The following is an 18,995-nucleotide window of genomic DNA, read 5'->3' as shown; positions in this document are numbered from 1 at the left end:
CGCTCAGGGCCTGAGTTCGAGACGAGCCTTGGGAGCAACGCTGCCGTCAGGCTCCCGCAGTTTCAGTCCTTCTTCGAGACCTGCGCCTGATCGAAGGTCGCCATGCCGGAATGGATGGCGGCGGCGGCCTTGACGAGGCTTGCCGCAAGCGCCGCCCCCGTGCCCTCGCCGAGCCGCATCTCGAGCGCCAGCAGCGGCTGCTTGCCGAGCCGGAGCAGCGCTTCGCGATGGGCGCCCTCGGCAGAGAGATGGCCGGCAAGGCAATGGTCGATCGAGGACGGTTCGATGGCATGCAGGACGGCAGCGGCGGCAGTGACGACATAGCCGTCGAGGATCACCGGGATGCGCTGCAGCCGGGCGGCGATGATCGCGCCGCAAATGGCCGCGATCTCGCGACCGCCGAGGCGGCGCAGCACTTCCAGCGGGTCGCCCAGATGCGCGGCGTGGAAAGCGAGGCCCGCTTCTACAGCGGCAATCTTGCGATTCAGACCGTCATCGTCGACGCCGGTGCCGCGCCCGCACCACATCGCAGCGCCGCCGCCATAGAGCGCCGCGTAGATCGCAGCCGCTGACGTGGTGTTGCCGATGCCCATCTCGCCGAGGCAGAGCAGATCGGCCCCTCCGGCGAGAGCCTCCATGCCGAAGGCCATGGTCGCGACGCAGGCCTTCTCGTCGAGCGCATCACCTTGCGTGAAATCGCCGGTCGGCAGGTCGAGGGCCAGGTCAAAGACCTTGAAGCCGAGATCGAAGGCCGCGCAGATCTGGTTGATCGCAGCGCCGCCGGCGGCAAAATTCTCCAGCATCTGGCGCGTTACCGCCTGCGGATAGGCCGAGACGCCCTGCGCCACGACACCGTGATTCCCGGCGAAGACGCAAACCAGCGGTCGGTCGACGCGCGGGGGCGCCTTGCCTTGCCAGGCTGCGAGCCATTCGGCGATCTCCTCCATGCGGCCGAGGCTGCCGGCGGGCTTGGTAAGATCCTTGTCCCGGGCCCGCACAGCATTGGCGGCACCCATATCGGGGCCCGGCATGTTGGCGATGAGATTGCGGATGTCGTCGAAGGGAAGGCCGGAAGCGGGCATCGCTGGATGTCTCGCGAAAGATGGAATCGGGCGGGATGCGGCGTGGCCGCCGGGTTGCCGCTGCTGCTATAGGCTTGGACGGCGGAAGACAATCGAGGATACCGAGACCGCATGGCCGACGCCCCTCCCGACATCTCGGAGTTCCCGGCCGGCCGGCCGCATTGGCCGGGCTGGCTGATCGCGACTGCGATCTGCATCCGTTTCTATTCGCGTCTCCCGGTGCCGCGCCTGCCCGGCGAGGATTCGGCCCATGGCCTGCCGGATTTCAGGCTGGTGCCGCGCGCCGTACCGCTGGCTGCGCTCGTCATCGCTTTGCCCGCAACGCTTGTCCTCCTGGCTGCTGGCGCGGCCGGCATCAGCCCGCCGCTGGCAGCAGCGCTTGCCGTCACGGTCGCGGCACTGACGACGGGTGCTTTCCACGAGGACGGCCTTGCCGACACCGCCGACGGGTTGTTCGGAGGGCATACGCCGGAACGGCGGCTGGAGATCATGAAAGACAGCCGCGTCGGCACCTTCGGGGCGATGGCGCTGGGGCTCTCCCTGCTGCTGCGGGTGACGGCACTTGCGGCCATTCTCCAGGCGCTCGGATCTCTGGCTGCAGCCGCCGCGTTGCTGATCGCGGCGCCATGGTCGCGCGCCACTGCGCTCTATCTGCTCGCCACCGAGCCCCCTGCCCGGAGCTCCGGCGCCTCGGCTGCGGTTGGCCAGCCCACCGCAGCAACGGCCTGGACAGCGCTGGCGCTTTCGGTCGCGTTCGCCGTCGCAGGGACACTGGCCGCCGGGCTGCCGGGTTCGGGCCTTGCGCTTGGCCTGGCGCTATCCGTGCTCGTCCTGGCGGGGCTCGCCCGGCTCGGCCGCCGCCTGATCGGCGGCCAGACCGGCGATATTCTGGGTGCAGCACAGCAACTCGCCGAGATCGCGCTCACCTGCGGCCTCGCCTTCGCGCTGGGCTCTGCCTGGCAATGAGCGGCGCCTCCAGCCCCTGCGTGCAGATCTGCGTGATCGACCCCGTATCGCGGCTCTGTGAAGGCTGCCTGCGAACGCTTCAGGAGATCGCCGACTGGTCCCGGCTGAGCGAAGCCGAGCGCCTTGCCATCATGACCGAGCTGCCTCTCCGCAAGATCGCCCCGAATGAGCCGAGCCAGGCGGCGGGCTAAACCCCGGTTTCGCGCCCCAGGCGCTGCAAGGCGTCGCCGGTCAGTCGATAGAAGATCTTCTCGGGATGCGGCGCCGCCCCGAGCGCCTCATAGAAACGTCTGAGACCAAGATCGTCGCGCGCTGCCGTCCAATCGATGCGCTTGAAGCCGCGTTCGAGCGCCAGCCGCGCCAGCCCCCGCATCAGCGCCTTCCCCGAACCGCTGCCGCGCGCGGACGCCGCGACATAAAGCTCCTTGAGGAAGAAGCCAGGCTGGAGGCCTGGCCCGGGATAGATCGCAGCGACGGCGGCAAAGCCGGTGATCGTGGCGTGCTCCACCGCCAGCAGGATCTCGGTGCCGGCGGGGCGATCGCGAAGCCCTGCCAGAATCGCCTCGGGCGTCGGACAAGGCACCGCGTAGTGGCCCTGCATCTCCACGAGCACGGCCATCAGCCCGGGATGGTCAGCCGGTGTCGCCAGTCGGGTTGTGACCATGCGCGTCCTCGCCCCGCATGCAGCTCGCCGGATCGATCAGAACAGCAGCGACCAGATGAAGCGGCTCGCGACGAAGAGCAGGAAGATGCCGAAGACGACCTCCAGCTTGCGCTTGGAGAGCCGATGCGCCAGCCGCGCGCCGATCGGGGCCGTCCAGATGCTGGTCGGAATGAAGAGCAGGAAGCCGATGAAGGAGACGTAGCCGAGTGAGAGCGGCGGCAAAACGTCCATCTTCGGCCAGCCGGCATAGATATAGCCCAACGCGCCCGGGATCGAGATCAGCACGCCGAGGCCCGAGGAGGTGGCCACGGCCTGATGGATCGGCCGGCCATAGAAGGTCATGAACAGGCTGGAGAGCTGACCGCCGCCAATGCCCATCAGCGCCGAGAGCACGCCGATGATGCCACCATAGACCGTCATCAGCCCCTTGCCCGGCATGTCATCGCCGAGCTTCCAGCGGTCCGAGGCGAAGAGCAGGCGGATTGCGCTCACCACGGCGACCGCGACGAAGATGATCTTGAACAGGTCGGGCGGCGCGTAGCGCGCGATATAGCTGCCGCCCATGACGCCGAGCACGACCGGGACCGCCCAGACCTTGAGAATGTCGAGATCGACGAGGCCCTTGGCCCGGTGGGCATTGAAGGAGCGGATCGAGGTCGGGATGATGATCGCGAGCGAGGTGCCGACGCAAAGCGGCATGCGCACCTCCTCCGGCACGCCGATGACGCGGAAGACCTCGTAGAGGATCGGCACGATGACCGCGCCGCCGCCGACGCCGAAGAGCCCGGCGAGAACACCGGTGACCGCACCGGCCAGAACCAGCGACACGGCAAGAAAGGCGAGATCGCCCAAGGGGATTCCAGCAATCATCGAAACGTTCCGTTGGCGGCGGGCGGCCACCTCTGGGCGATTTTGCGCGCCGGGGCAAGGCTTGCGCGGCAAGGCCGCTATGTCTGCGGCAGTTTCGGTGATTGTATGGCCCCAGGGCGCGCAGGGGACTGCCTGTCCATGCCGTTGCTGCAATCCCGCTCGCAAACGGCAGAGGCTCGACCGGTTGCTGCAGCGTTGCAGTGCTGAGTGCGGCCTTAAGTCGAGCCTGACAGGAAAGGACAATATTCGCACGGGGACGAAGGCCACAGGGTCGGGGGGATATCTCATCAAAAGCCACTCAGGGAGGTTAAAGATGACAGATCAACTGACTGACACGCAGCAACGCCCGGAGCTCTCACGGAGACATCTCATCGCTGCGATGGGAACCGGCGCGCTCGCCATGGCGACGAACCCAGCCCTCGCCCAGGCCCCGCCCGGCCCGCTCGGACCGCCCAGCACGATCACCAGCCCGCCCCGGGATTTCAGCCGCAACGGCGCTCCGACAACCTATTTCACCGATCCCGACATCCTCGCGGTCGACCCGGTGTTCAACAATTATGCCCAGCCCAACAGCGCGATCCAGCGGCTCTGGACCGGCGCGCTCTGGGCCGAAGGACCGGCCTGGAACGCGCAGGGTCGCTATCTGGTCTGGAGCGACATCCCCAACAATCGGCAATTGCGCTGGCTGGAAGATGACGGACGGGTCAGCATCTTCCGCACACCGTCAGGCAACAGCAATGGCAACAGCTTCGACTTCCAGGGCCGCCAGCTCTCCTGCGAGCACCTGAACCGCCGCGTCGTGCGCTATGAGCTCGACGGGTCGGCGACCGTGCTCGCCGACAGTTTCGAGGGCAAGAAACTGAACTCGCCCAATGATATCGTTGCCCATCCCGACGGCAGCTACTGGTTCACCGATCCGCCCTATGGCGGCCAACTCTACGAGGGCGCGCCGGACGCCGCCGGAGGTCCGAGCAACCCGAGCGGGCGGCTCAATCCGCGGCTCGGCCAGCTCGCCGGCATCGGCACGGCCAAGCGCGAACTGCCGACGAACTGCTATCGCATCGACCCGTCCGGCCGCATCGACCGCGTCGTCACCGAGGAACAGGTGCCGGACCCGAACGGGCTCTGCTTCTCGCCTGATTTCAAGAAGCTGTACGTTGTCTCGACAGGAAAGGGGCCGGGCGATACCGGCCCCGGCGGCAAGGGCGACATTCATGCCTTCGATGTCGGTGCCGACAACAAGCTTGGCAATCAGAAGCTGTTCTCCGATTGCATGCTCGACGGCGTGAAATGCGGGCCCGACGGGATACGCAGCGATGTCGACGGCAATCTCTGGGTCTCGAGCAATGCCGGCCGCGCCGTGGGCTATAATGGCGTGCAGGTGTTCAATCCGGCGGGCAAACTGATCGGGCGCATCCGCCTGCCGGAGGTCTGCGGCAATATCTGTTTCGGCGGACCGAAGCGAAACCGCCTGTTCATGGCAGCCAGCCAGTCGATCTACGCGGTCTATGTCAACACGCAGGGCGCCGGGCCGGGCTGACCTCTTACCGTCTCGCGCTATTGCATCGGCCCGAAAAATGGATTGCGGTTCTCGGGAAAGCCGATGCAAACACAAAGGGTTAGATCATCGGACCGGATACGATTTCCGGTCCGATGATCTAGCCGTCGCAGCGGCGGCGGCTAGCGCGCAACCGGAGCCGGTGCGCCGGCCTCGTGGTGCTGGTCCGGGCCGCCACCAACGCCACGCAGCATCACGACCGCAAAGAGGCCGGCAAGGACCGCAATCGCCGAACAGAGCCCGGCCGTGATGGCGAAGGAGCGTGTGAAGGCCGCACGCGCCGTCGCAAGCAGGTCTGCCCCGGCGGTCCCCGCGACCTCCTTTGCAATGGTCAATGCGCCACCGAGCGTATCGCGCGCAGCAGCGGCCGCCTCCGGCGACACGCCCGACGGCACGGCCAGGCCCATCTGATAGCGATACAGCGCAGTCAGGACGCTTCCGAGGATGGCGATGCCGAGAGCGCCGCCGAACTCGGCGCTCGTTTCGGACAGGCCCGACGCCGTGCCGGCGCGCTCGGGCGGAACGCTGCCGACCACGAGATCGGTCGTCAGCGTGACGATCGGCGCGAGCCCCAGCGAGAGCAAAACCGTCCCGGCGACGATGATCATGGGGCCTTCGACATGGCTGATCCCGGCCAGCGTCGCAAAGCCCAACGCGGTCAACGTGAAGCCGCCCGCCATGACATGCGCAGGGCTTGCGCTGCCGACGATACGGGGCGCAAACATCGATCCCAGGATGAAACCAAGCGCAGAGGGCAGCGACCAGAGCCCGGCCTCCAGCGGCTTCATTCCCAGCACGAGCTGCAGATACTGACCGGTGAAGAGGAAGCTGCTGAAGGCGATGAAGAAGCCGAGGATGTTGACCGTCAGTGAAGCGCTGAAGGCCCTGGAGCGAAACAACGCCAGATCGACCAACGGTTCGGCCAGGCGCACCTGGCGGCGCAGGAAGAGGCCGGCAAGCGCCATCCCAGCCAGGATCGCCATGATGGGCAGCCAGCCCAGGCCATCCTCGGCAATCCGCTTCAACCCGTAGATCACGGCCAGCACGGAAACGAGCGACATGGCGGCGCTTGCAAGATCGAGCCTGCCGGCATTCGGGTCGCGGAATTCCGGCAGCAGCACGGGGCCGAGCAGGAGCAGCAGCACCATCACCGGCACATTGATCAGGAAGACCGAGCCCCACCAGAAATGCTCGAGCATGATGCCGCCGACCAGCGGGCCGATCGCGCCGCCCGCCGAGAAGCTGGCGATCCAGATGCCGATGGCCGCGGTCCGCTGGCGCGGATCGAGGAACATGTTGCGGATCAGGGAGAGCGTCGAGGGCGCGAGCGTCGCCCCCGCCACACCCAATACGGCGCGCGCCGCGATCAGCGTGCCGGCGCTATTGGCGAAAGCGGCCAGGATCGATGCGAGGCCGAACGCCGCCGCACCGATCAGCAGCAGCCGGCGCCGGCCGATCCGGTCGCCCAGCGTGCCCATGGTGATCAGGCAGCCGGCGATCATGAAGCCGTAGATATCGACGATCCAGAGCAGTTGCGAGGCACTGGGCCTGAGTTCCGCGCTGAGCTGCGGCACAGCGAGATTCAGGACCGTCAGATCCATCGAATAGAGCAGGCAGGGCAGCGCGATGACGGCAAGGCCGATCCATTCGCGCCGACCGGCCTGAGGGGCTTGATCGTGCATCGTCATTGAAGGCTCCGGAGGCGTTGCCGCCCCTTGGTGATGATGTCCCTTGAGCTCGCCCGGCTCTGTCAGGAGAAGAGCTGCTCCAGCTTGACCAGCGAACCTGTCCAGCCATGCACATGGCGGCCGGCCGCGGCCTCGTCGTAGAACTGCTCGTGAAGCAGCGTCAGGATGGTGACATCACCGTCCGGCTTGAGGGTCACCGTCACGCGTGAGACGCGCTCGGGCGTCGAGATCCAGGCCCAGCTGAAGACGAGGCGCTCATTTTCGACGACCTCGTGATACTCGCCGGACACGTGATGCAATTCACCATCACTGCCGCGCATCGAGATGCGATAATGGCCGCCGACGCGCGCATCGATCTCAGCCTTCTCGGCCCGGACATTCTCCGGCCCGAACCAGCGCGCGAGCAGTTCCGGTTGCGTCCAGGCGCGGTAGACCTCCGCCGGCGTCGCATTGAGCCGCCGCTTCATCGTCAGGCTGGGCGCGGTCTCGACCTTCTTGTCCATGATTATCCTCCGGTCGATCGATCAGGTCTTGTCGCTGGTCTTGCGTGGTGGAGCGCCGCGATCAGGTTCCCGATCCTTGCGCGGGCGGTTGAAATAGGCCTCGAGCGCATCGAGTTTCTCGCGCCAGAAGCGCTCGTAGCGGCGCAGCCACCCCATAGCTTCCTCCATCGGTGCGGCGTTCAGGCGGCACGATACCGTGCGGCCTGTCTTTTCCCGCGTGATCAGCCCGGCATCCGACAGCACGTCGAGATGTTTCATGATGGCCGGCAGCGTGACCGGAAAGGGTCGCGCCAGGTCGCTGACCGAGACGGAATCCACCTCTTCGAGCCGCGCCAGAAGCGCCCGCCGCGTCGGGTCGGCCAAAGCGGCAAAGGTGCGGTCGAGCGACGGCTCTTGATACTTAACCATTGAGTTAAGTTTAGGCATCGATTCAGGCAGCGTCAAGCGCTCGTGACCAAGGGGCAGGAGACGCTGCTACGAGGCGCCTACTCCATCCAGCGCCACGCCGGCACGCTCAATCCGGCACATAGCGCCGGGACAGTTCGTTGCGATCGTCATAGGACGCTTCAAAGATGGATGCGGCCAGGGTGGCGCGTACGTGCAGGATTCCGGCGCCGACATTCCTGAAGCCATGGCGGGCGCCTGCCGGAATCAGCACCGACTGATTGGCCGTCACGGTCCGGGTCTCGTCGCGCAGGGTGATCTCGGCCGTGCCCTCGATCACTTCGAGCACCTCCTCGACGGCGTGGAGATGCATCGGCGCGCCCAGGCCGGGCTCGCAATATTGCTCGAAGATGCAGAGCTGCCGGCTCTCGACCCGTGCCGAAACGCGCATCAGCGTCCTCACCCCGTCGCGCCAGTGTTCCTGCGGCTGAGTGGCGTGATCGAGGATATCCATGGCGCTGCTTTCTTCCCCAATCGGAGCCGGCATTCAGTCGGATACGCCGTCGCGACCGGCAATGGTCATACAGGTCGCCGTCATCATCGCGCAGAGCCTGGCCGCGCCGTCCTTCAGCGCGAAGACTTCGGCGGTCGCGAGCGTCAGGGTGCGGCCGGCCTTGACCACCCTGCCCTTCGCCACCAGCCGTTCGCCGGCAGCAGGCGCAAGAAGATTGATCTTGAACTCGGCAGTGAGGATGCCGGTGCCCGGCGGCATCATCGTCAGCGCCGCATAGCCTGCGGCGGAATCGGCGATGGTGGCGACCGCTCCGGCATGGACGAAGCCGTGCTGCTGGGTGAGATGGGCCGAGACCGGCAGCTCGATCTCGACCTCGCCAGGAGCGACACGAGCAAGCCGGGCGCCGAGCGTCGTCATGAAGGCCTGTTTGCCGAAACTCGCCTCGATGCGCCTGACCACGTCCGCATCTGAAAGCGACTGGTCGGGCACGGTCATGGCAGACTCCTATGCAGCGGCGGCCGCCTCTTCGTAGCGCGAGACATGGGCGACAGCCGCACGCAAATCCGCCAGCCCCGCTTCGCTTCCGACGCAATGCTCGGCGAGATGGCGGCGGAACTGGCGCGCCCCCCGGCGGCCCGGGAACAGCCCGACGAGATGGCGGGTGAAGGCATGCAGCCGGCCGCCCTTCTCGAGATGCGTCGCGATATGCGGTTCGAGCGCCTCCAGCATGGCGAAGGCATCGTCAACCGGAGCCGCCTCGCCAAAGAGCAGCGGATCGACCTGCAGCAAGACCTCTGGATTCTGATAGGCCTCGCGGCCGATCATCACCCCGTCGAGATGCGCGAGATGGGCGGGCCATTCCGCAGGAGCGCTGATGCCGCCATTGATCGCCACGATCAGGTCCGGATTGGCCGCCTTCAGACGATAGGCGCGCTCATAGTCGAGCGGAGGGATCTCGCGGTTTTCCTTCGGCGACAATCCCTGCAGCCAAGCCTTTCGAGCATGCACGACGAGCGCATCGACGCCTGCGTCTTGCACGCTGGCGGTCAGGGCATCGAGCGCCGCTTCCGGATCCTGATCATCGACGCCGATGCGGCATTTGACGGTGACGGCGACGGAGACTGCCGCCTTCATCGCCGCGACGCAGTCACCGACCAGCGCGGGCTCGCGCATCAGGCAGGCACCAAAGGCCCCGCCCTGCACGCGGTCGGAGGGACAGCCGCAGTTCAGATTGATCTCGTCATAGCCGAAATCGGCGCCGATCTTCGCGGCCTCGGCCAGCAGGGCCGGATCATTGCCGCCGAGTTGCAAGGCAACGGGCTGCTCCATCGCGTCGAAGCCGATCAGGCGCTGCCGGTCGCCGCGGATCACCGCCTGCGCCGTCACCATCTCCGTATAGAGCCGCGCCCGGCGCGACATCAGGCGATGGATGACGCGGCAATGCCGGTCCGTCCAATCCATCATCGGTGCGACGGAGAATCGATATGACTGATAGTGCTGCATTTTATCCGGACATGGGCGGCGCGTGTTGAGCTTCACGCGCCCTTATACGCGAAACCAGGCGATTTTCGACCGGTTTTGCGCATGGGATTCAGCCCGGCGATCTGCCGCGCTCAAAACTGGTAGCGAAGCAGCCGGCCCATGCGCCCGAGAGGCGGAAAGGCGGAGAGGAAGAGGACCGTCAGGCGGGCGGGCCAGGACATCCTTGCTATCTGGGCCGGATCATAGCCGCGCGGATCATAGGCGGTCAGGTCGTTCCTGAGCTTCAGCCCGGGAATGCGGTCTTCAAGCTCGCGCGGCTCGTCGATGCTCCATAACAGCGTGGCGCCGGTCGCCCGCACCGCGCGGTGATGGCTGACAAGCCATAATCCGAACGGACTGAAGGCATCGAAAGCCAATTCGCCATGCCCGAAATGCGCAACCAGCCGTTTGATTAGCCGTGGCACGGCATCCGGCCGGAGATACATCAGCAGCCCTTCTGCAATGATCATTGTCGGCCGGCCCGAAGGCACGTCATCGAGCCAGCCCGACTCCGTCACCGGGGAACCGATCAGGGTGTAGCCCTGCCTTTCCGGATAGAGACGCCGCCGGAGCGCAACGACCTCCGGATAGTCCAGATCGAACCAGCGTACGCTCAGGGGCGGATCGATCCGGAAGACCCGGCTGTCGAGGCCGCAGCCGAGATGCAGCACCGTCGCATCGGGGTGCCGCATGATGAAATCACTGGTCCAGCCGTCGAAAATATGCGCCCGCATCGCCAGCGCGATCATGTCATCCCGGCTGACGCCCAGTTTCCGGAAGTCATAGTCGATCCGTCGGACCGCGCTCGCGGCAAAGCGATCATTCAGCAGGGAATCCCGCAGGCGGCTTTCCTCCCCCTTGGCGTAGAGGGTGATGAGGAGCGTTTCCCGCTCCCTGGTCAGGGTCACTCTCTCGGAAAGCGATGGCTCGGGATCAGCCTGCACTGGCCGCGCCATGTTTCGGGTGGTCTGGCTGCGCACCATTGGGCGATCCCGGATCATGTTGCTGGATCAATCGGCACGGGTCTCGGACGCTCCCTGAGCCCCTCAGCGCACCAATCAGGGCCTGTGCAGCACCTGCGTATGTGCCGGCATGACTTCGTCCTCGAACAGCTCGGGATAGTTCTGCGCAATCCGGGGCAAGGCGTTGAGGATCTCGCGCAAATGCCTGCGCATCTCGCATTCGGCTCCATCGGCGTCTCCGGCCTCGATGGCATCGAGGATCGCAGCGTGCTGCGCAACGAGCAGCGGAACCGGCGAGGCGCCGGGCAGCGACAGATAGCGGACGCGGTCAGTCTGGGCGCGAGCACCTTCGACGATGCGGGCGGCGTAGTCGCAATCGACGATCTCGGCGAGGGTCTGGTGGAAATTCTCGTCGAGTACGGCAAAGGCAGCGCGATCGGCGAGGGCAGACACCTCGCGCTGACGCTCGATCAGCCAGCGCAGCCGCATCACGTCGTCCTTGGTGATCAATGCGCTGGCCGCGCGCGCAATGGCACATTCCACCGCCTCGCGCACGAAGCGGGCATTGGCGATCGCCCGCATCGAAACCTTCATCACATAGGTGCCGCGGCTCGGCAGGACCTGCACGAGACCGGCTTCGGAGAGTTTGATGAAGGCCTCACGGACCGGCTGACGGCTGACGCCGAAGCGGCCGGCGATATCTTTTTCGGAGAGCGCCTCGCCGGGCCTGAGCTGCGTGGCGATAATCGCCTGCCGCAAGGACGAAACCAGTTGCGGAGCGATCGGATCCTTAAGGCGGAGGCTGGGTTCCATCGTCATGGGCAGAGCGTCCCGCTCATCCCCCATCCGTTGGTCTATCTAGCATACCGGTATGGTGGATGTCGCCATGCCCATACGTCGCAGGGGCCCGGCCGCCCAAAGGCGGCCGGGTTCACTTCGGCATTCTATTTCTTGGCGCGGGCGACGATCTGCGTCGGGTTGACGAAGCGCAGCGCGATCACCAGCCAGATCAGCGTCGTGATCATGTAGATCACCGCCATGGCATCGATCGACTGCACGGCGCGGACGCCTGCGGCGAAGACCGCATAATAGAGGGCGACGACGAGTGTCTGGCTGGTCGGGCCTGCGGTCAGGAAGGTCAGCTCGAACATCGCGATCGTCCTGACCAGAACCAGCAGCAATGCAGCCAGAATGCCCGGCATCAGCAGGGGCAGCAGGACGTGAATGAAGAGCTTGAAGGTGTTCGCCCCGAAGACGCGGGCGGCCGCCTCGATCTTGGTGTCGATCTGCTCGATGAACGGGATCATCACCAGGATGACGAAGGGAACCGTCGGCACCAGATTGGCGAGCACGACACCCGACATGCCGCCGGCAAGACCGAGCTTGTAAAGCACCGTCGCGAGCGGGATGCCGAAGGTGATCGGCGGCACCAGCAGCGGCAGCAGGAACAGCAGCATGACGAGCTTCTTGCCCGGGAAATCCCGCCGCGCCAGCGCATAGGCGGCTGGAACGCCGAGCAGCCCCGAGAGGAACACGACCAGGAAGACGATCTGGAAGGTCACGCTCAGCACGTCGGAGAGCTGGAACTCGCTCCAGGCGGCCGAATACCAGCGCGTGGTCCAGCCGGCCGGCAGCCATGTGCCAAGCCAGCGGGTCGCGAAGGAACTGGTCACCACCGTCGCGATCATCGCGCCGAGATTGAGGATGAAGAAGCCGATGAGCGTCCAGTTGGCGGCAGCCCAGAGCTTGCTGGAGAGGCGGGTATCCTTGACCATGATCTCAGCCCTTCCCGCCACCGGCGGGGCCACGGTAGAGCATGCCGCGCGCGGCCAGCACGACGACGACAATGCTGAGCTGCACCACGCCCATGATCATCGCGACGGCAGACGCCATCGAATAATCATACTCCTCGAAGGCAGCCTGATAGGCCGCGATCGAGATGACGCGCGTCGGCCCGGCCGGCGCCCCCAGCAAGACCGCCGAGGGAAAGACCGAAAAGGCCTGCACGAAGCTGAGGCAGAAGGTGATCGCCAGACCCGGCAGCAGGAGCGGCAGCAGGATGTGCTTGAACCGTTCCCAGGGCCCGGCGCCCAGCGTCGCACCCGCCTGCTCGAGCGCCGGATCGACACCGGAGAGGTAGGACAGGGTCAGCAGGAAGGTGAAGGGGAAGCCGGTGATGACGAGTGAAATGCAGACGCCCCAGTAATTGTGCAGGAGCTTCACCGGCGTCGAGATCAGCCCGAGCGTCAGCAGGGTACGGTTGAACCAGCCCTGGGGGCCAAGATAATTCAACAGGCCCTGCGCGACGAGAACCGTGCCGAGCGTGATCGGGATCACGAGGATCGTGGTCAGCAGGCGCTGATGCTTCATCATCCGCACGCGGAAGGCGATCGGGATCGCCAGCAGAAGCGTCACGATCGTGACCGGCAGTGCCAGCCAGAGCGTCGTCGCGATCGTCCCGTACAGGAAGGAATCCGAGAAGAAGCGCGTGTAGTTCGCCAGCATCGGCCCGGCCTTGGGCGTGAAGGAGAGCACGAGCCCATAGAGGAACGGGTAGATGAACAGCGCCAGGAGGAAGAACACCGCTGGCAGAACCAGCAATGTCAGAGAATCGATGCCGCGTGCGGCGAGCCGCTGGCTGAGGGGGATGGATGTCGTCGCGCTCACGCCGCCCCCCCGAAAACCAGGACGCGATCGGGATCTGCCGCCAGAGTGACCTCGCCGCCCGGCGCGATGCGGTCATGCGCCAGGAAGGAGAGATCGGTTCCATCCGCCATGCGGGAGAAGCCGACGAATTCGCGACCGCGGAACTCGGTCGAGACGACGGACGCCTTGAGCCCGGCGCCGCCGGCAGTTGCGGGGTGAAGATCCTCCGGCCGGATCGCGAGCCAGGCCTGAGCACCGGGCGCCACCGCGCCACGCACCCGCCCGACGATCTTGGCGTCACCGACGGTGACGGTCGCACGCTCGCCCTCGACAGAAGCGACGCGACCGGCGACCTTGTTGCGGAAGCCCATGAACTCGGCGACATCGAGATGGTCGGGGCGGGAGAACAGGTCTTCCGGCCCGCCGACCTGACGGACCTCGCCGTCACGCATCACGACGATGCGGTCGGCCAGCGACAACGCTTCTTCCTGGTCATGCGTGACGTAGATCGTGGTTGCGCCGAGCGTATTGTGGATGCGGCGGATCTCGGCGCGCATCTCGAGACGCAGCTTGGCATCGAGGTTGGAGAGCGGCTCGTCCATCAGCACGAGCGGCGGCTCGACGACGATAGCCCGGGCGATGGCGACACGCTGCTGCTGTCCGCCGGAGAGCTGGCCGGGCAGTTTTTCGGTCTGGCCCTGCAACCGGACCAGGGCTGCGGCCTCGCCGACGCGCCGCTCGATCTCGGATTTCTGGACGCCGCGCATCTTCAGACCGAAGCCGATATTCCGCTTCACGCTCATATGCGGGAAGAGGGCGTAATTCTGGAACACCATGCCGAAGCCGCGCTCCTCGGGCCGTAGCGGGTCGATGCGCCGATCATCGAGCCAGATGCCGCCCCCCGTCGCTGGCAGAAGGCCCGCGATCAGGTTCAGCGTCGTCGACTTGCCGCAGCCCGACGGACCGAGAAGCGCGATGAACTCGCCCTTCTTGATCGTCAGCGACACGTCCTTGACGGCGTTGTGAGTGCCGAAGTCGCGGCTCAGATTGTCGAGCCGCAGCTCGCGGAAGTTCGCAGCGTGAATCGTCATTTAGGTCACGTCTTTGGAAAGCGGCTGATGGGTTCTGTCAGGAAGTGTGACGGCGAAGCGCGCCGGCCTGAACCGGCTCGCTGTCGTTAGCGGGTTTCGTTCACTTGCGCTTGGCGCCGCCGACTTCCTCGTCCCAGCGGCGGAAAGCGAGCACCATCTGGTCGGGGTCGAGCGGCGTCTCGAGCGGCGCCTCGGCGATGAGCTTCTCGTATTCGGGGCGGCCGTATTCCTTGATCGCCGCCTGGCTGTCGGCGGGCGCCATGTCGAGCGTCACGCCCTTCACCGCCGGGCCCGGATAGAAATAGCCCTCGTCATAGGTGTAGGCCTGCTGCTCCTTGGTGAGCAGGAAGTTCATCAGGTCGAGCAGCACCGCGAGCTTCTCGTCCGAGACGCCCTTCGGGATGCACATGTAGTGCGCGTCGGTGACCCAATGGAATCCCTTGAGCGCGCCGACCTTGGCTTCCTTGGGCACGACGCCGAGCACGCGCGGGTTGATGTCCCAGCCCGTGGTCGTGACGGTCATGTCGCGGGAGCCTTCGCCGAGCTCCTTCATCACCGCACCCGTGCCGGCCGGGTAGTACTCGACGTTCTCGCCCAGCGCCTTGAGATAGGCCCAGGTCTTGTCCCAGCCCTTGACCGGGTCCTTCGGGTTCGAATCCCCGAGGATATAGGGCAGGCCCATGATCCAGGTCCGGCCGGGGCCCGAATTGGCGGGGCGCGCGTAGAAGAAGCGGTTCTTGTTCTCGCGGGTATAGGCGAGCAGCTCCTCCGCCGTCGTCGGCACCTTCTTGACCTTGTCGGGCATGTATTCGAGCAGCGGCCCGGACGGATAATAGGTCACCACGACGCCCTGCCCGCTCGCGAGGCCCTGCATCTTGGCGGCACCTTCGAGATAGATCTCGTCGAGCTTCGGCAGCGAGCCTGCAAGCTGCGGCAGCAGCGGCGTCCAGAGCTTCTGGTCAACACCGGCGGAGAGCGCATCGGTCCCGGTCAGCACCATGTCGATATCGACGCGGTTCGCTTCCTGCTGCGCCTTCAGCTTGCCCGGAAGCTCCGGCGCAGGCGCCTTGGTGAAGGTGATGCGCGAGACCAGATTCGGCTTGGCCTTGCGGTAATTCTCAATGGCCTTCTGCGTCAGCGCCAGATTGCCGGCGACATCGACGACGGAAAGCGCGACCGGCGAGGTCGGCAGTTTGAGCTGCTGCGCGAAGGCGCCCGGCGCATAGGCCGCGGCACCGGCGAGACCTGCGACGCCGCCGAGAAATGTGCGCCGATTGATGCTGTCCTGGACCATGACTTCTCCCTTCGGTACGGATTTACCGCTTTTGGATTCTTAGACACCTTTCGGCATCAGCCTCGGCGAAGTTCACATTGACGCCGCCTCGGATTGCCCGGTATCCTAGTATACTAGTGGACCAGAGCTTGGCAATGGGCAGCGCAGCGGCACGACAAAGCACAGACCAGATTCACCGCGCCTTGCGGGACGACGTCCTCAACGCGGTGCTCCTGCCGGGCGAGGCGATGTCGGAAGCGCGGATGGCCGTCCAGTTCGGGGTCAGCCGCACGCCCGTGCGCGAGGCCTTCAAGCGACTGGTCGACGAAGGTTTCCTGGTGGTCGTGCCGCAGGTCGGCACCTTCGTCGCGCCGATCGATCTGGCGGCAGTCTATGACAGCCAGTTCGTGCGCGAAACCTTGGAATGCCGCACTGTCACGCTGGCTGCGCAGCGGATCGACGATGCCGGGCGCGCCGCACTGGAACGGCTGATCACCCAGCAGGAACAAGCGCTCGCAGTGGGCGATCGCGTCAATTTCTTCCGTGCTGACGAGGCCTTCCATGCCGAGCTCTCGCGGCTATCGGGACACCCCTCGGTCTGGGGCCTGATCGAAGGCGTCAAGGCGCAGCTTGACCGCGTGCGCTGCCTGTCGCTCGAGGCCGCGTCCTGGCCCGGCATGATCATGGACCAGCATCGCGAGATCGCCGCGAAGGTCAGCGCCGGCGACGTGCTCGGCGCCGAGACGGCAATGCGGGCGCATCTGCGCACGGTGTTCGACGCCATCGAGGCGATCGCGCGCAATCATGTTGACGCCTTCGTCGCCAACACCCCGATCCGCAAGGCCTGAGCCGGCCGCATTCTCTGCATCACGACAAGAAACGACAAGGAAGGAACGCGACGATGGAACAAACTTGGCGCTGGTTCGGGCCGGACGATGTGGTGACGCTCGCCCAGGCACGGCAGGCGGGCGCGCAAGGCATCGTCAACGCGCTGCATCAGATTCCCTATGGCGTCGTCTGGAGCGTCGAGGAGATCGAGGCGCGCAAGGCGATCATCGAAAAGGACAAGAGCCTCGGCCTGCGCTGGTCTGTGGTCGAGAGCCTGCCGATCCATGAAAGCGTCAAGATCGGCGAAGGCGATCTCGAGCCGATCTTCGTCAACTACCGCCAGTCGCTGCGCAATCTCGCCGCCTGCGGCATCGAGGTGGTCTGCTACAATTTCATGCCGGTTCTCGACTGGACCCGGACCGAACTCGCCTGCCCCCTGCCCGGCGGCGGCACGGCGCTGCGCTTCAACCTGCATGAATATGTCGCCTTCGACCATTTCATGCTGGAGCGACCTGGCGCCGCCGACGGCCACTCTGCCGAGGTGATGGACCGGGCCAAGGCCTGGTTCGAGCGCTCGACCGAGGCCGATCGCGCCCGTCTGCTCGCCAATATCATGGCCGGGCTGCCCGGCGCCTATGATCGCTATGACGTGCCCGGCCTGAAGCGCATGCTCGCGCGCTATCATGAGATGAGCCATGACGGGTTGCGCGCCAATCTGAAGCGGTTCCTCGAGGCGGTGATCCCGACTGCGGAAGAGGTCGGGATCCGCATGTGCATTCACCCCGACGATCCGCCGCGCCCACTCTTCGGCCTGCCGCGCATCTGCTCGGACGAGAGCGACATCGCCTTCATTCTCAGTGCGGTCGATAGCCCGTCCAATGGCCTGACGCTGTGCTCGGGCTCGCTGGGGGCCAACCCAGGGAACGACGTGCCCGGAATCGCCCGGCGCTTCGCCGACCGGATCTGGTTCGCGCATCTGCGCAATGTCGCCAAGGATCCGGACGGCTCCTTCATGGAGGCAGAGCATCTCGGCGGCGACACCGACATGGTGGCGCTGGTCGATGTGCTGATGGCCGAGGAGCAGCGCCGCAAGGCCGCCGGCTGGCGCCATTGGCGCATCCCGATGCGGCCCGATCACGGCCATGAACTGCTCGACGATATCGGCAAGGGCAGTTTCCCGGGCTATCCCGCCGTCGGCCGCCTGCGCGGCCTCGCGGAGCTGCGCGGCGTGATGACCGCCCTGACCAGCCTGCGCGGCTACGACGCCTGATCAGGCCAGGGACGCTACTCAGGCCAGAAGACGCTGATCGGCGAGCTGCACCAGCTTGCCGCCAGCGATCGTCGCAACGACGCGCGGCTGCGGCGCATCCTCGACGATGATCAGATCCGCCCGCCTGCCCGGCGCAATGACTCCGCGATCTGCCAGGCCAAGGGCTTCCGCAGGGGCCTGGGAAACCAGCCTCCAGGCCTCGGGAAAGCTCGCCGTGCCGTTGCGCGCCAGCATGAAGGGCGCCAGCAGCAGCGCCGGATAATAGTAATCCGACGCCAGAACGGTGCAGAGCCGCTTGCCGACCATGTCCTCGGCGGCCGGGCAGCCGGTATGCGAACCGCCGCGCACGACATTGGGCGCGCCGAACACCGTCGCCTCGTCATGCGCGACAGCCTCGCGCGCCGTCGCCTCATCCATCGGGAATTCCGCTACGGTCACGCCGAGCGAGCGATACCAGCGCCGCATGTCCGGGCTCATGTCGTCATGCGAGAGCGTCGGAATGCCGGCAGCAAGCGAGATTTTCGCCAGCCGCGCAACCGATTCCGGCACGTCGTCGCCGCGGTCATGGGCGTTCTGCGCCAGTGCCATGAAGTCGGCATGTGAGAGGCCGGTGCGCTCGACCATCTTGGCGATCTTGTCCGGCCGGGTCGTCTCCTTGAGGATGCCGCCGGTATGGTCGTTGAAGGCCAGCACTCCGACGCGCCCCGCCTGCAGCCACTCGATGATCTCAGCCTCGGCATCGAGATTGAAGGTCTCGTGGCGCAAATGGAAGCGCGTATCGGCTCCGAGCTCCGGCGCGAGCCGCGCAATCGCGTCGATCAGGCGCCGCGCATTCCCGGCTCCGCGCAGGCCGGGTTCCCAGGACCAGGTGACGCCGTGGAAGGCCGTGGTGATACCGCAGCTCAGCATGGCGCGATCGGCATCGCGCAGAGCGAGATCGATATCGAACGACACCCGCGGTCGCGGCATGATGTGCCGCTCGAAGGCGTCCCCATGACAATCGACCATGCCCGGCAGGACGAGCAGGCCGGTGGCATCAAGGTGCAAGGCGCCGGCAGGAGGAGGCGCATCGAGCGCAGCGATGGACGATCCATTGGTGACGAGATCGGCACGGGTGAGCGCGGCGGTCAGAACTGTTCCGCCCGTGATATGAAGTGACACGCCCGCCTCCGCCG

Annotated in this window: 21 protein-coding genes; 5 read left to right on the top strand and 16 right to left on the bottom strand. The window is 65.9% G+C overall.

The features are described from left to right. Positions 1-62: 62 nt before the first annotated feature. Positions 63-1,082: a nicotinate-nucleotide--dimethylbenzimidazole phosphoribosyltransferase gene (cobT, locus tag AB4118_RS07795; RefSeq protein ID WP_441489191.1), complete on the bottom strand. Its 1,020-nt coding sequence runs from the start codon at positions 1,080-1,082 to the stop codon at positions 63-65. Positions 1,083-1,193: 111 nt separating this feature from the next. Here cobT and AB4118_RS07790 point away from each other — a divergent pair, with 111 nt between their 5' ends. After that, positions 1,194-2,048, top strand: a complete 855-nt coding sequence (locus AB4118_RS07790; RefSeq protein ID WP_441489190.1) for an adenosylcobinamide-GDP ribazoletransferase — start codon at positions 1,194-1,196, stop codon at positions 2,046-2,048. Then, complete coding sequence (locus AB4118_RS07785) at positions 2,045-2,239, top strand: DUF1289 domain-containing protein (RefSeq protein WP_441489189.1); 195 nt, start codon at positions 2,045-2,047, stop codon at positions 2,237-2,239. Before AB4118_RS07790 ends, AB4118_RS07785 begins: the two co-directional genes overlap by 4 nt. Here the strand turns inward: AB4118_RS07785 and AB4118_RS07780 are convergent. Continuing rightward, complete coding sequence (locus tag AB4118_RS07780; RefSeq protein WP_441489188.1) at positions 2,236-2,712, bottom strand: GNAT family N-acetyltransferase; 477 nt, start codon at positions 2,710-2,712, stop codon at positions 2,236-2,238. The genes AB4118_RS07785 and AB4118_RS07780 overlap by 4 nt on opposite strands. A gap of 36 nt (positions 2,713-2,748) precedes the next feature. Next, the gene (locus AB4118_RS07775; protein ID WP_441489187.1) at positions 2,749-3,582 is read right to left on the bottom strand and encodes a sulfite exporter TauE/SafE family protein; all 834 of its coding nucleotides are present in this window, start codon (positions 3,580-3,582) and stop codon (positions 2,749-2,751) included. A gap of 313 nt (positions 3,583-3,895) precedes the next feature. Between AB4118_RS07775 and AB4118_RS07770 the strand changes: the two genes are divergently transcribed. Further along, positions 3,896-5,122, top strand: coding sequence for an SMP-30/gluconolactonase/LRE family protein (locus AB4118_RS07770; protein ID WP_441489186.1), 1,227 nt, complete (start codon positions 3,896-3,898; stop codon positions 5,120-5,122). Between the two features lie 140 nt (positions 5,123-5,262). Here AB4118_RS07770 and AB4118_RS07765 read toward each other — a convergent pair whose 3' ends face one another. The 12 genes from AB4118_RS07765 to AB4118_RS07710 form a co-directional block, all read right to left on the bottom strand. Beyond that, positions 5,263-6,828 carry an MFS transporter gene (locus AB4118_RS07765; protein WP_441489185.1) on the bottom strand — a complete coding sequence of 522 codons (1,566 nt, stop codon included), beginning with the start codon at positions 6,826-6,828 and terminating at the stop codon, positions 5,263-5,265. 62 nt (positions 6,829-6,890) lie between these two features. Then, the gene (locus tag AB4118_RS07760) at positions 6,891-7,331 is read right to left on the bottom strand and encodes an SRPBCC family protein (protein WP_441489184.1); all 441 of its coding nucleotides are present in this window, start codon (positions 7,329-7,331) and stop codon (positions 6,891-6,893) included. Positions 7,332-7,352: 21 nt separating this feature from the next. Further along, complete coding sequence (locus AB4118_RS07755; RefSeq protein ID WP_441489183.1) at positions 7,353-7,775, bottom strand: ArsR/SmtB family transcription factor; 423 nt, start codon at positions 7,773-7,775, stop codon at positions 7,353-7,355. A 70-nt stretch (positions 7,776-7,845) separates the two neighbouring features. Continuing rightward, complete coding sequence (locus tag AB4118_RS07750) at positions 7,846-8,229, bottom strand: cupin domain-containing protein (protein WP_441489182.1); 384 nt, start codon at positions 8,227-8,229, stop codon at positions 7,846-7,848. Positions 8,230-8,262: 33 nt separating this feature from the next. Further along, a complete protein-coding gene (locus AB4118_RS07745; RefSeq protein ID WP_441489181.1) occupies positions 8,263-8,724 on the bottom strand; it encodes a PaaI family thioesterase in 462 nt (153 codons plus the stop codon). Between the two features lie 9 nt (positions 8,725-8,733). After that, complete coding sequence (dusA, locus tag AB4118_RS07740; protein WP_441489180.1) at positions 8,734-9,732, bottom strand: tRNA dihydrouridine(20/20a) synthase DusA; 999 nt, start codon at positions 9,730-9,732, stop codon at positions 8,734-8,736. Between the two features lie 110 nt (positions 9,733-9,842). Next, entirely contained in the window at positions 9,843-10,733 is an 891-nt protein-coding gene (locus AB4118_RS07735) for a class I SAM-dependent methyltransferase (RefSeq protein WP_441489179.1), read from the bottom strand. Positions 10,734-10,808: 75 nt separating this feature from the next. After that, positions 10,809-11,531 (bottom strand): GntR family transcriptional regulator, encoded by a 723-nt coding sequence (locus AB4118_RS07730; protein ID WP_441489178.1) that lies wholly within the window; start codon positions 11,529-11,531, stop codon positions 10,809-10,811. Between the two features lie 125 nt (positions 11,532-11,656). Then, complete coding sequence (locus AB4118_RS07725; protein ID WP_069882107.1) at positions 11,657-12,487, bottom strand: ABC transporter permease; 831 nt, start codon at positions 12,485-12,487, stop codon at positions 11,657-11,659. Between the two features lie 4 nt (positions 12,488-12,491). Beyond that, the gene (locus tag AB4118_RS07720) at positions 12,492-13,379 is read right to left on the bottom strand and encodes an ABC transporter permease (protein ID WP_069877233.1); all 888 of its coding nucleotides are present in this window, start codon (positions 13,377-13,379) and stop codon (positions 12,492-12,494) included. Further along, a complete protein-coding gene (locus tag AB4118_RS07715) occupies positions 13,376-14,449 on the bottom strand; it encodes an ABC transporter ATP-binding protein (protein WP_441489177.1) in 1,074 nt (357 codons plus the stop codon). The genes AB4118_RS07720 and AB4118_RS07715 overlap by 4 nt, the downstream gene beginning before the upstream one ends. Before the next feature lie 100 nt (positions 14,450-14,549). Further along, positions 14,550-15,743, bottom strand: a complete 1,194-nt coding sequence (locus AB4118_RS07710; protein ID WP_441489176.1) for an ABC transporter substrate-binding protein — start codon at positions 15,741-15,743, stop codon at positions 14,550-14,552. 77 nt (positions 15,744-15,820) lie between these two features. Here AB4118_RS07710 and AB4118_RS07705 point away from each other — a divergent pair, with 77 nt between their 5' ends. Both AB4118_RS07705 and uxuA read left to right on the top strand, forming a co-directional pair. Beyond that, a complete protein-coding gene (locus AB4118_RS07705; protein WP_441489175.1) occupies positions 15,821-16,570 on the top strand; it encodes a GntR family transcriptional regulator in 750 nt (249 codons plus the stop codon). Positions 16,571-16,623: 53 nt separating this feature from the next. Then, positions 16,624-17,820, top strand: coding sequence for a mannonate dehydratase (uxuA, locus tag AB4118_RS07700; RefSeq protein ID WP_441489174.1), 1,197 nt, complete (start codon positions 16,624-16,626; stop codon positions 17,818-17,820). Between the two features lie 18 nt (positions 17,821-17,838). Here the strand turns inward: uxuA and AB4118_RS07695 are convergent, their stop codons facing one another. Then, the gene (locus AB4118_RS07695) at positions 17,839-18,981 is read right to left on the bottom strand and encodes an alpha-D-ribose 1-methylphosphonate 5-triphosphate diphosphatase (protein ID WP_441489173.1); all 1,143 of its coding nucleotides are present in this window, start codon (positions 18,979-18,981) and stop codon (positions 17,839-17,841) included. Between the last annotated feature and the right edge of the window lie 14 nt (positions 18,982-18,995).

Source organism: Allobosea sp. 2RAB26, assembly GCF_052115465.1.
GTDB lineage: Bacteria > Pseudomonadota > Alphaproteobacteria > Rhizobiales > Beijerinckiaceae > Allobosea.
The sequence above is the reverse complement of the archived record's forward strand: the minus strand, read 5'-3'. Positions and strand labels throughout refer to the sequence as shown.

What these genes read in the sequence shown, in the direction of transcription:
- AB4118_RS07710 (WP_441489176.1), bottom strand. Translation starts at nt 15,743, where the DNA reads ATGGTCCAGGACAGCATCAATCGGCGCACATTTCTCGGCGGCGTCGCA.
- cobT (WP_441489191.1), bottom strand. Translation starts at nt 1,082, where the DNA reads ATGCCCGCTTCCGGCCTTCCCTTCGACGACATCCGCAATCTCATCGCC.
- AB4118_RS07760 (WP_441489184.1), bottom strand. Translation starts at nt 7,331, where the DNA reads ATGGACAAGAAGGTCGAGACCGCGCCCAGCCTGACGATGAAGCGGCGG.
- AB4118_RS07715 (WP_441489177.1), bottom strand. Translation starts at nt 14,449, where the DNA reads ATGACGATTCACGCTGCGAACTTCCGCGAGCTGCGGCTCGACAATCTG.
- AB4118_RS07750 (WP_441489182.1), bottom strand. Translation starts at nt 8,229, where the DNA reads ATGGATATCCTCGATCACGCCACTCAGCCGCAGGAACACTGGCGCGAC.
- AB4118_RS07735 (WP_441489179.1), bottom strand. Translation starts at nt 10,733, where the DNA reads ATGGTGCGCAGCCAGACCACCCGAAACATGGCGCGGCCAGTGCAGGCT.
- AB4118_RS07775 (WP_441489187.1), bottom strand. Translation starts at nt 3,582, where the DNA reads ATGATTGCTGGAATCCCCTTGGGCGATCTCGCCTTTCTTGCCGTGTCG.
- AB4118_RS07785 (WP_441489189.1), top strand. Translation starts at nt 2,045, where the DNA reads ATGAGCGGCGCCTCCAGCCCCTGCGTGCAGATCTGCGTGATCGACCCC.
- AB4118_RS07765 (WP_441489185.1), bottom strand. Translation starts at nt 6,828, where the DNA reads ATGACGATGCACGATCAAGCCCCTCAGGCCGGTCGGCGCGAATGGATC.
- AB4118_RS07770 (WP_441489186.1), top strand. Translation starts at nt 3,896, where the DNA reads ATGACAGATCAACTGACTGACACGCAGCAACGCCCGGAGCTCTCACGG.
- AB4118_RS07790 (WP_441489190.1), top strand. Translation starts at nt 1,194, where the DNA reads ATGGCCGACGCCCCTCCCGACATCTCGGAGTTCCCGGCCGGCCGGCCG.
- AB4118_RS07730 (WP_441489178.1), bottom strand. Translation starts at nt 11,531, where the DNA reads ATGACGATGGAACCCAGCCTCCGCCTTAAGGATCCGATCGCTCCGCAA.
- dusA (WP_441489180.1), bottom strand. Translation starts at nt 9,732, where the DNA reads ATGCAGCACTATCAGTCATATCGATTCTCCGTCGCACCGATGATGGAT.
- AB4118_RS07725 (WP_069882107.1), bottom strand. Translation starts at nt 12,487, where the DNA reads ATGGTCAAGGATACCCGCCTCTCCAGCAAGCTCTGGGCTGCCGCCAAC.
- AB4118_RS07745 (WP_441489181.1), bottom strand. Translation starts at nt 8,724, where the DNA reads ATGACCGTGCCCGACCAGTCGCTTTCAGATGCGGACGTGGTCAGGCGC.
- uxuA (WP_441489174.1), top strand. Translation starts at nt 16,624, where the DNA reads ATGGAACAAACTTGGCGCTGGTTCGGGCCGGACGATGTGGTGACGCTC.
- AB4118_RS07780 (WP_441489188.1), bottom strand. Translation starts at nt 2,712, where the DNA reads ATGGTCACAACCCGACTGGCGACACCGGCTGACCATCCCGGGCTGATG.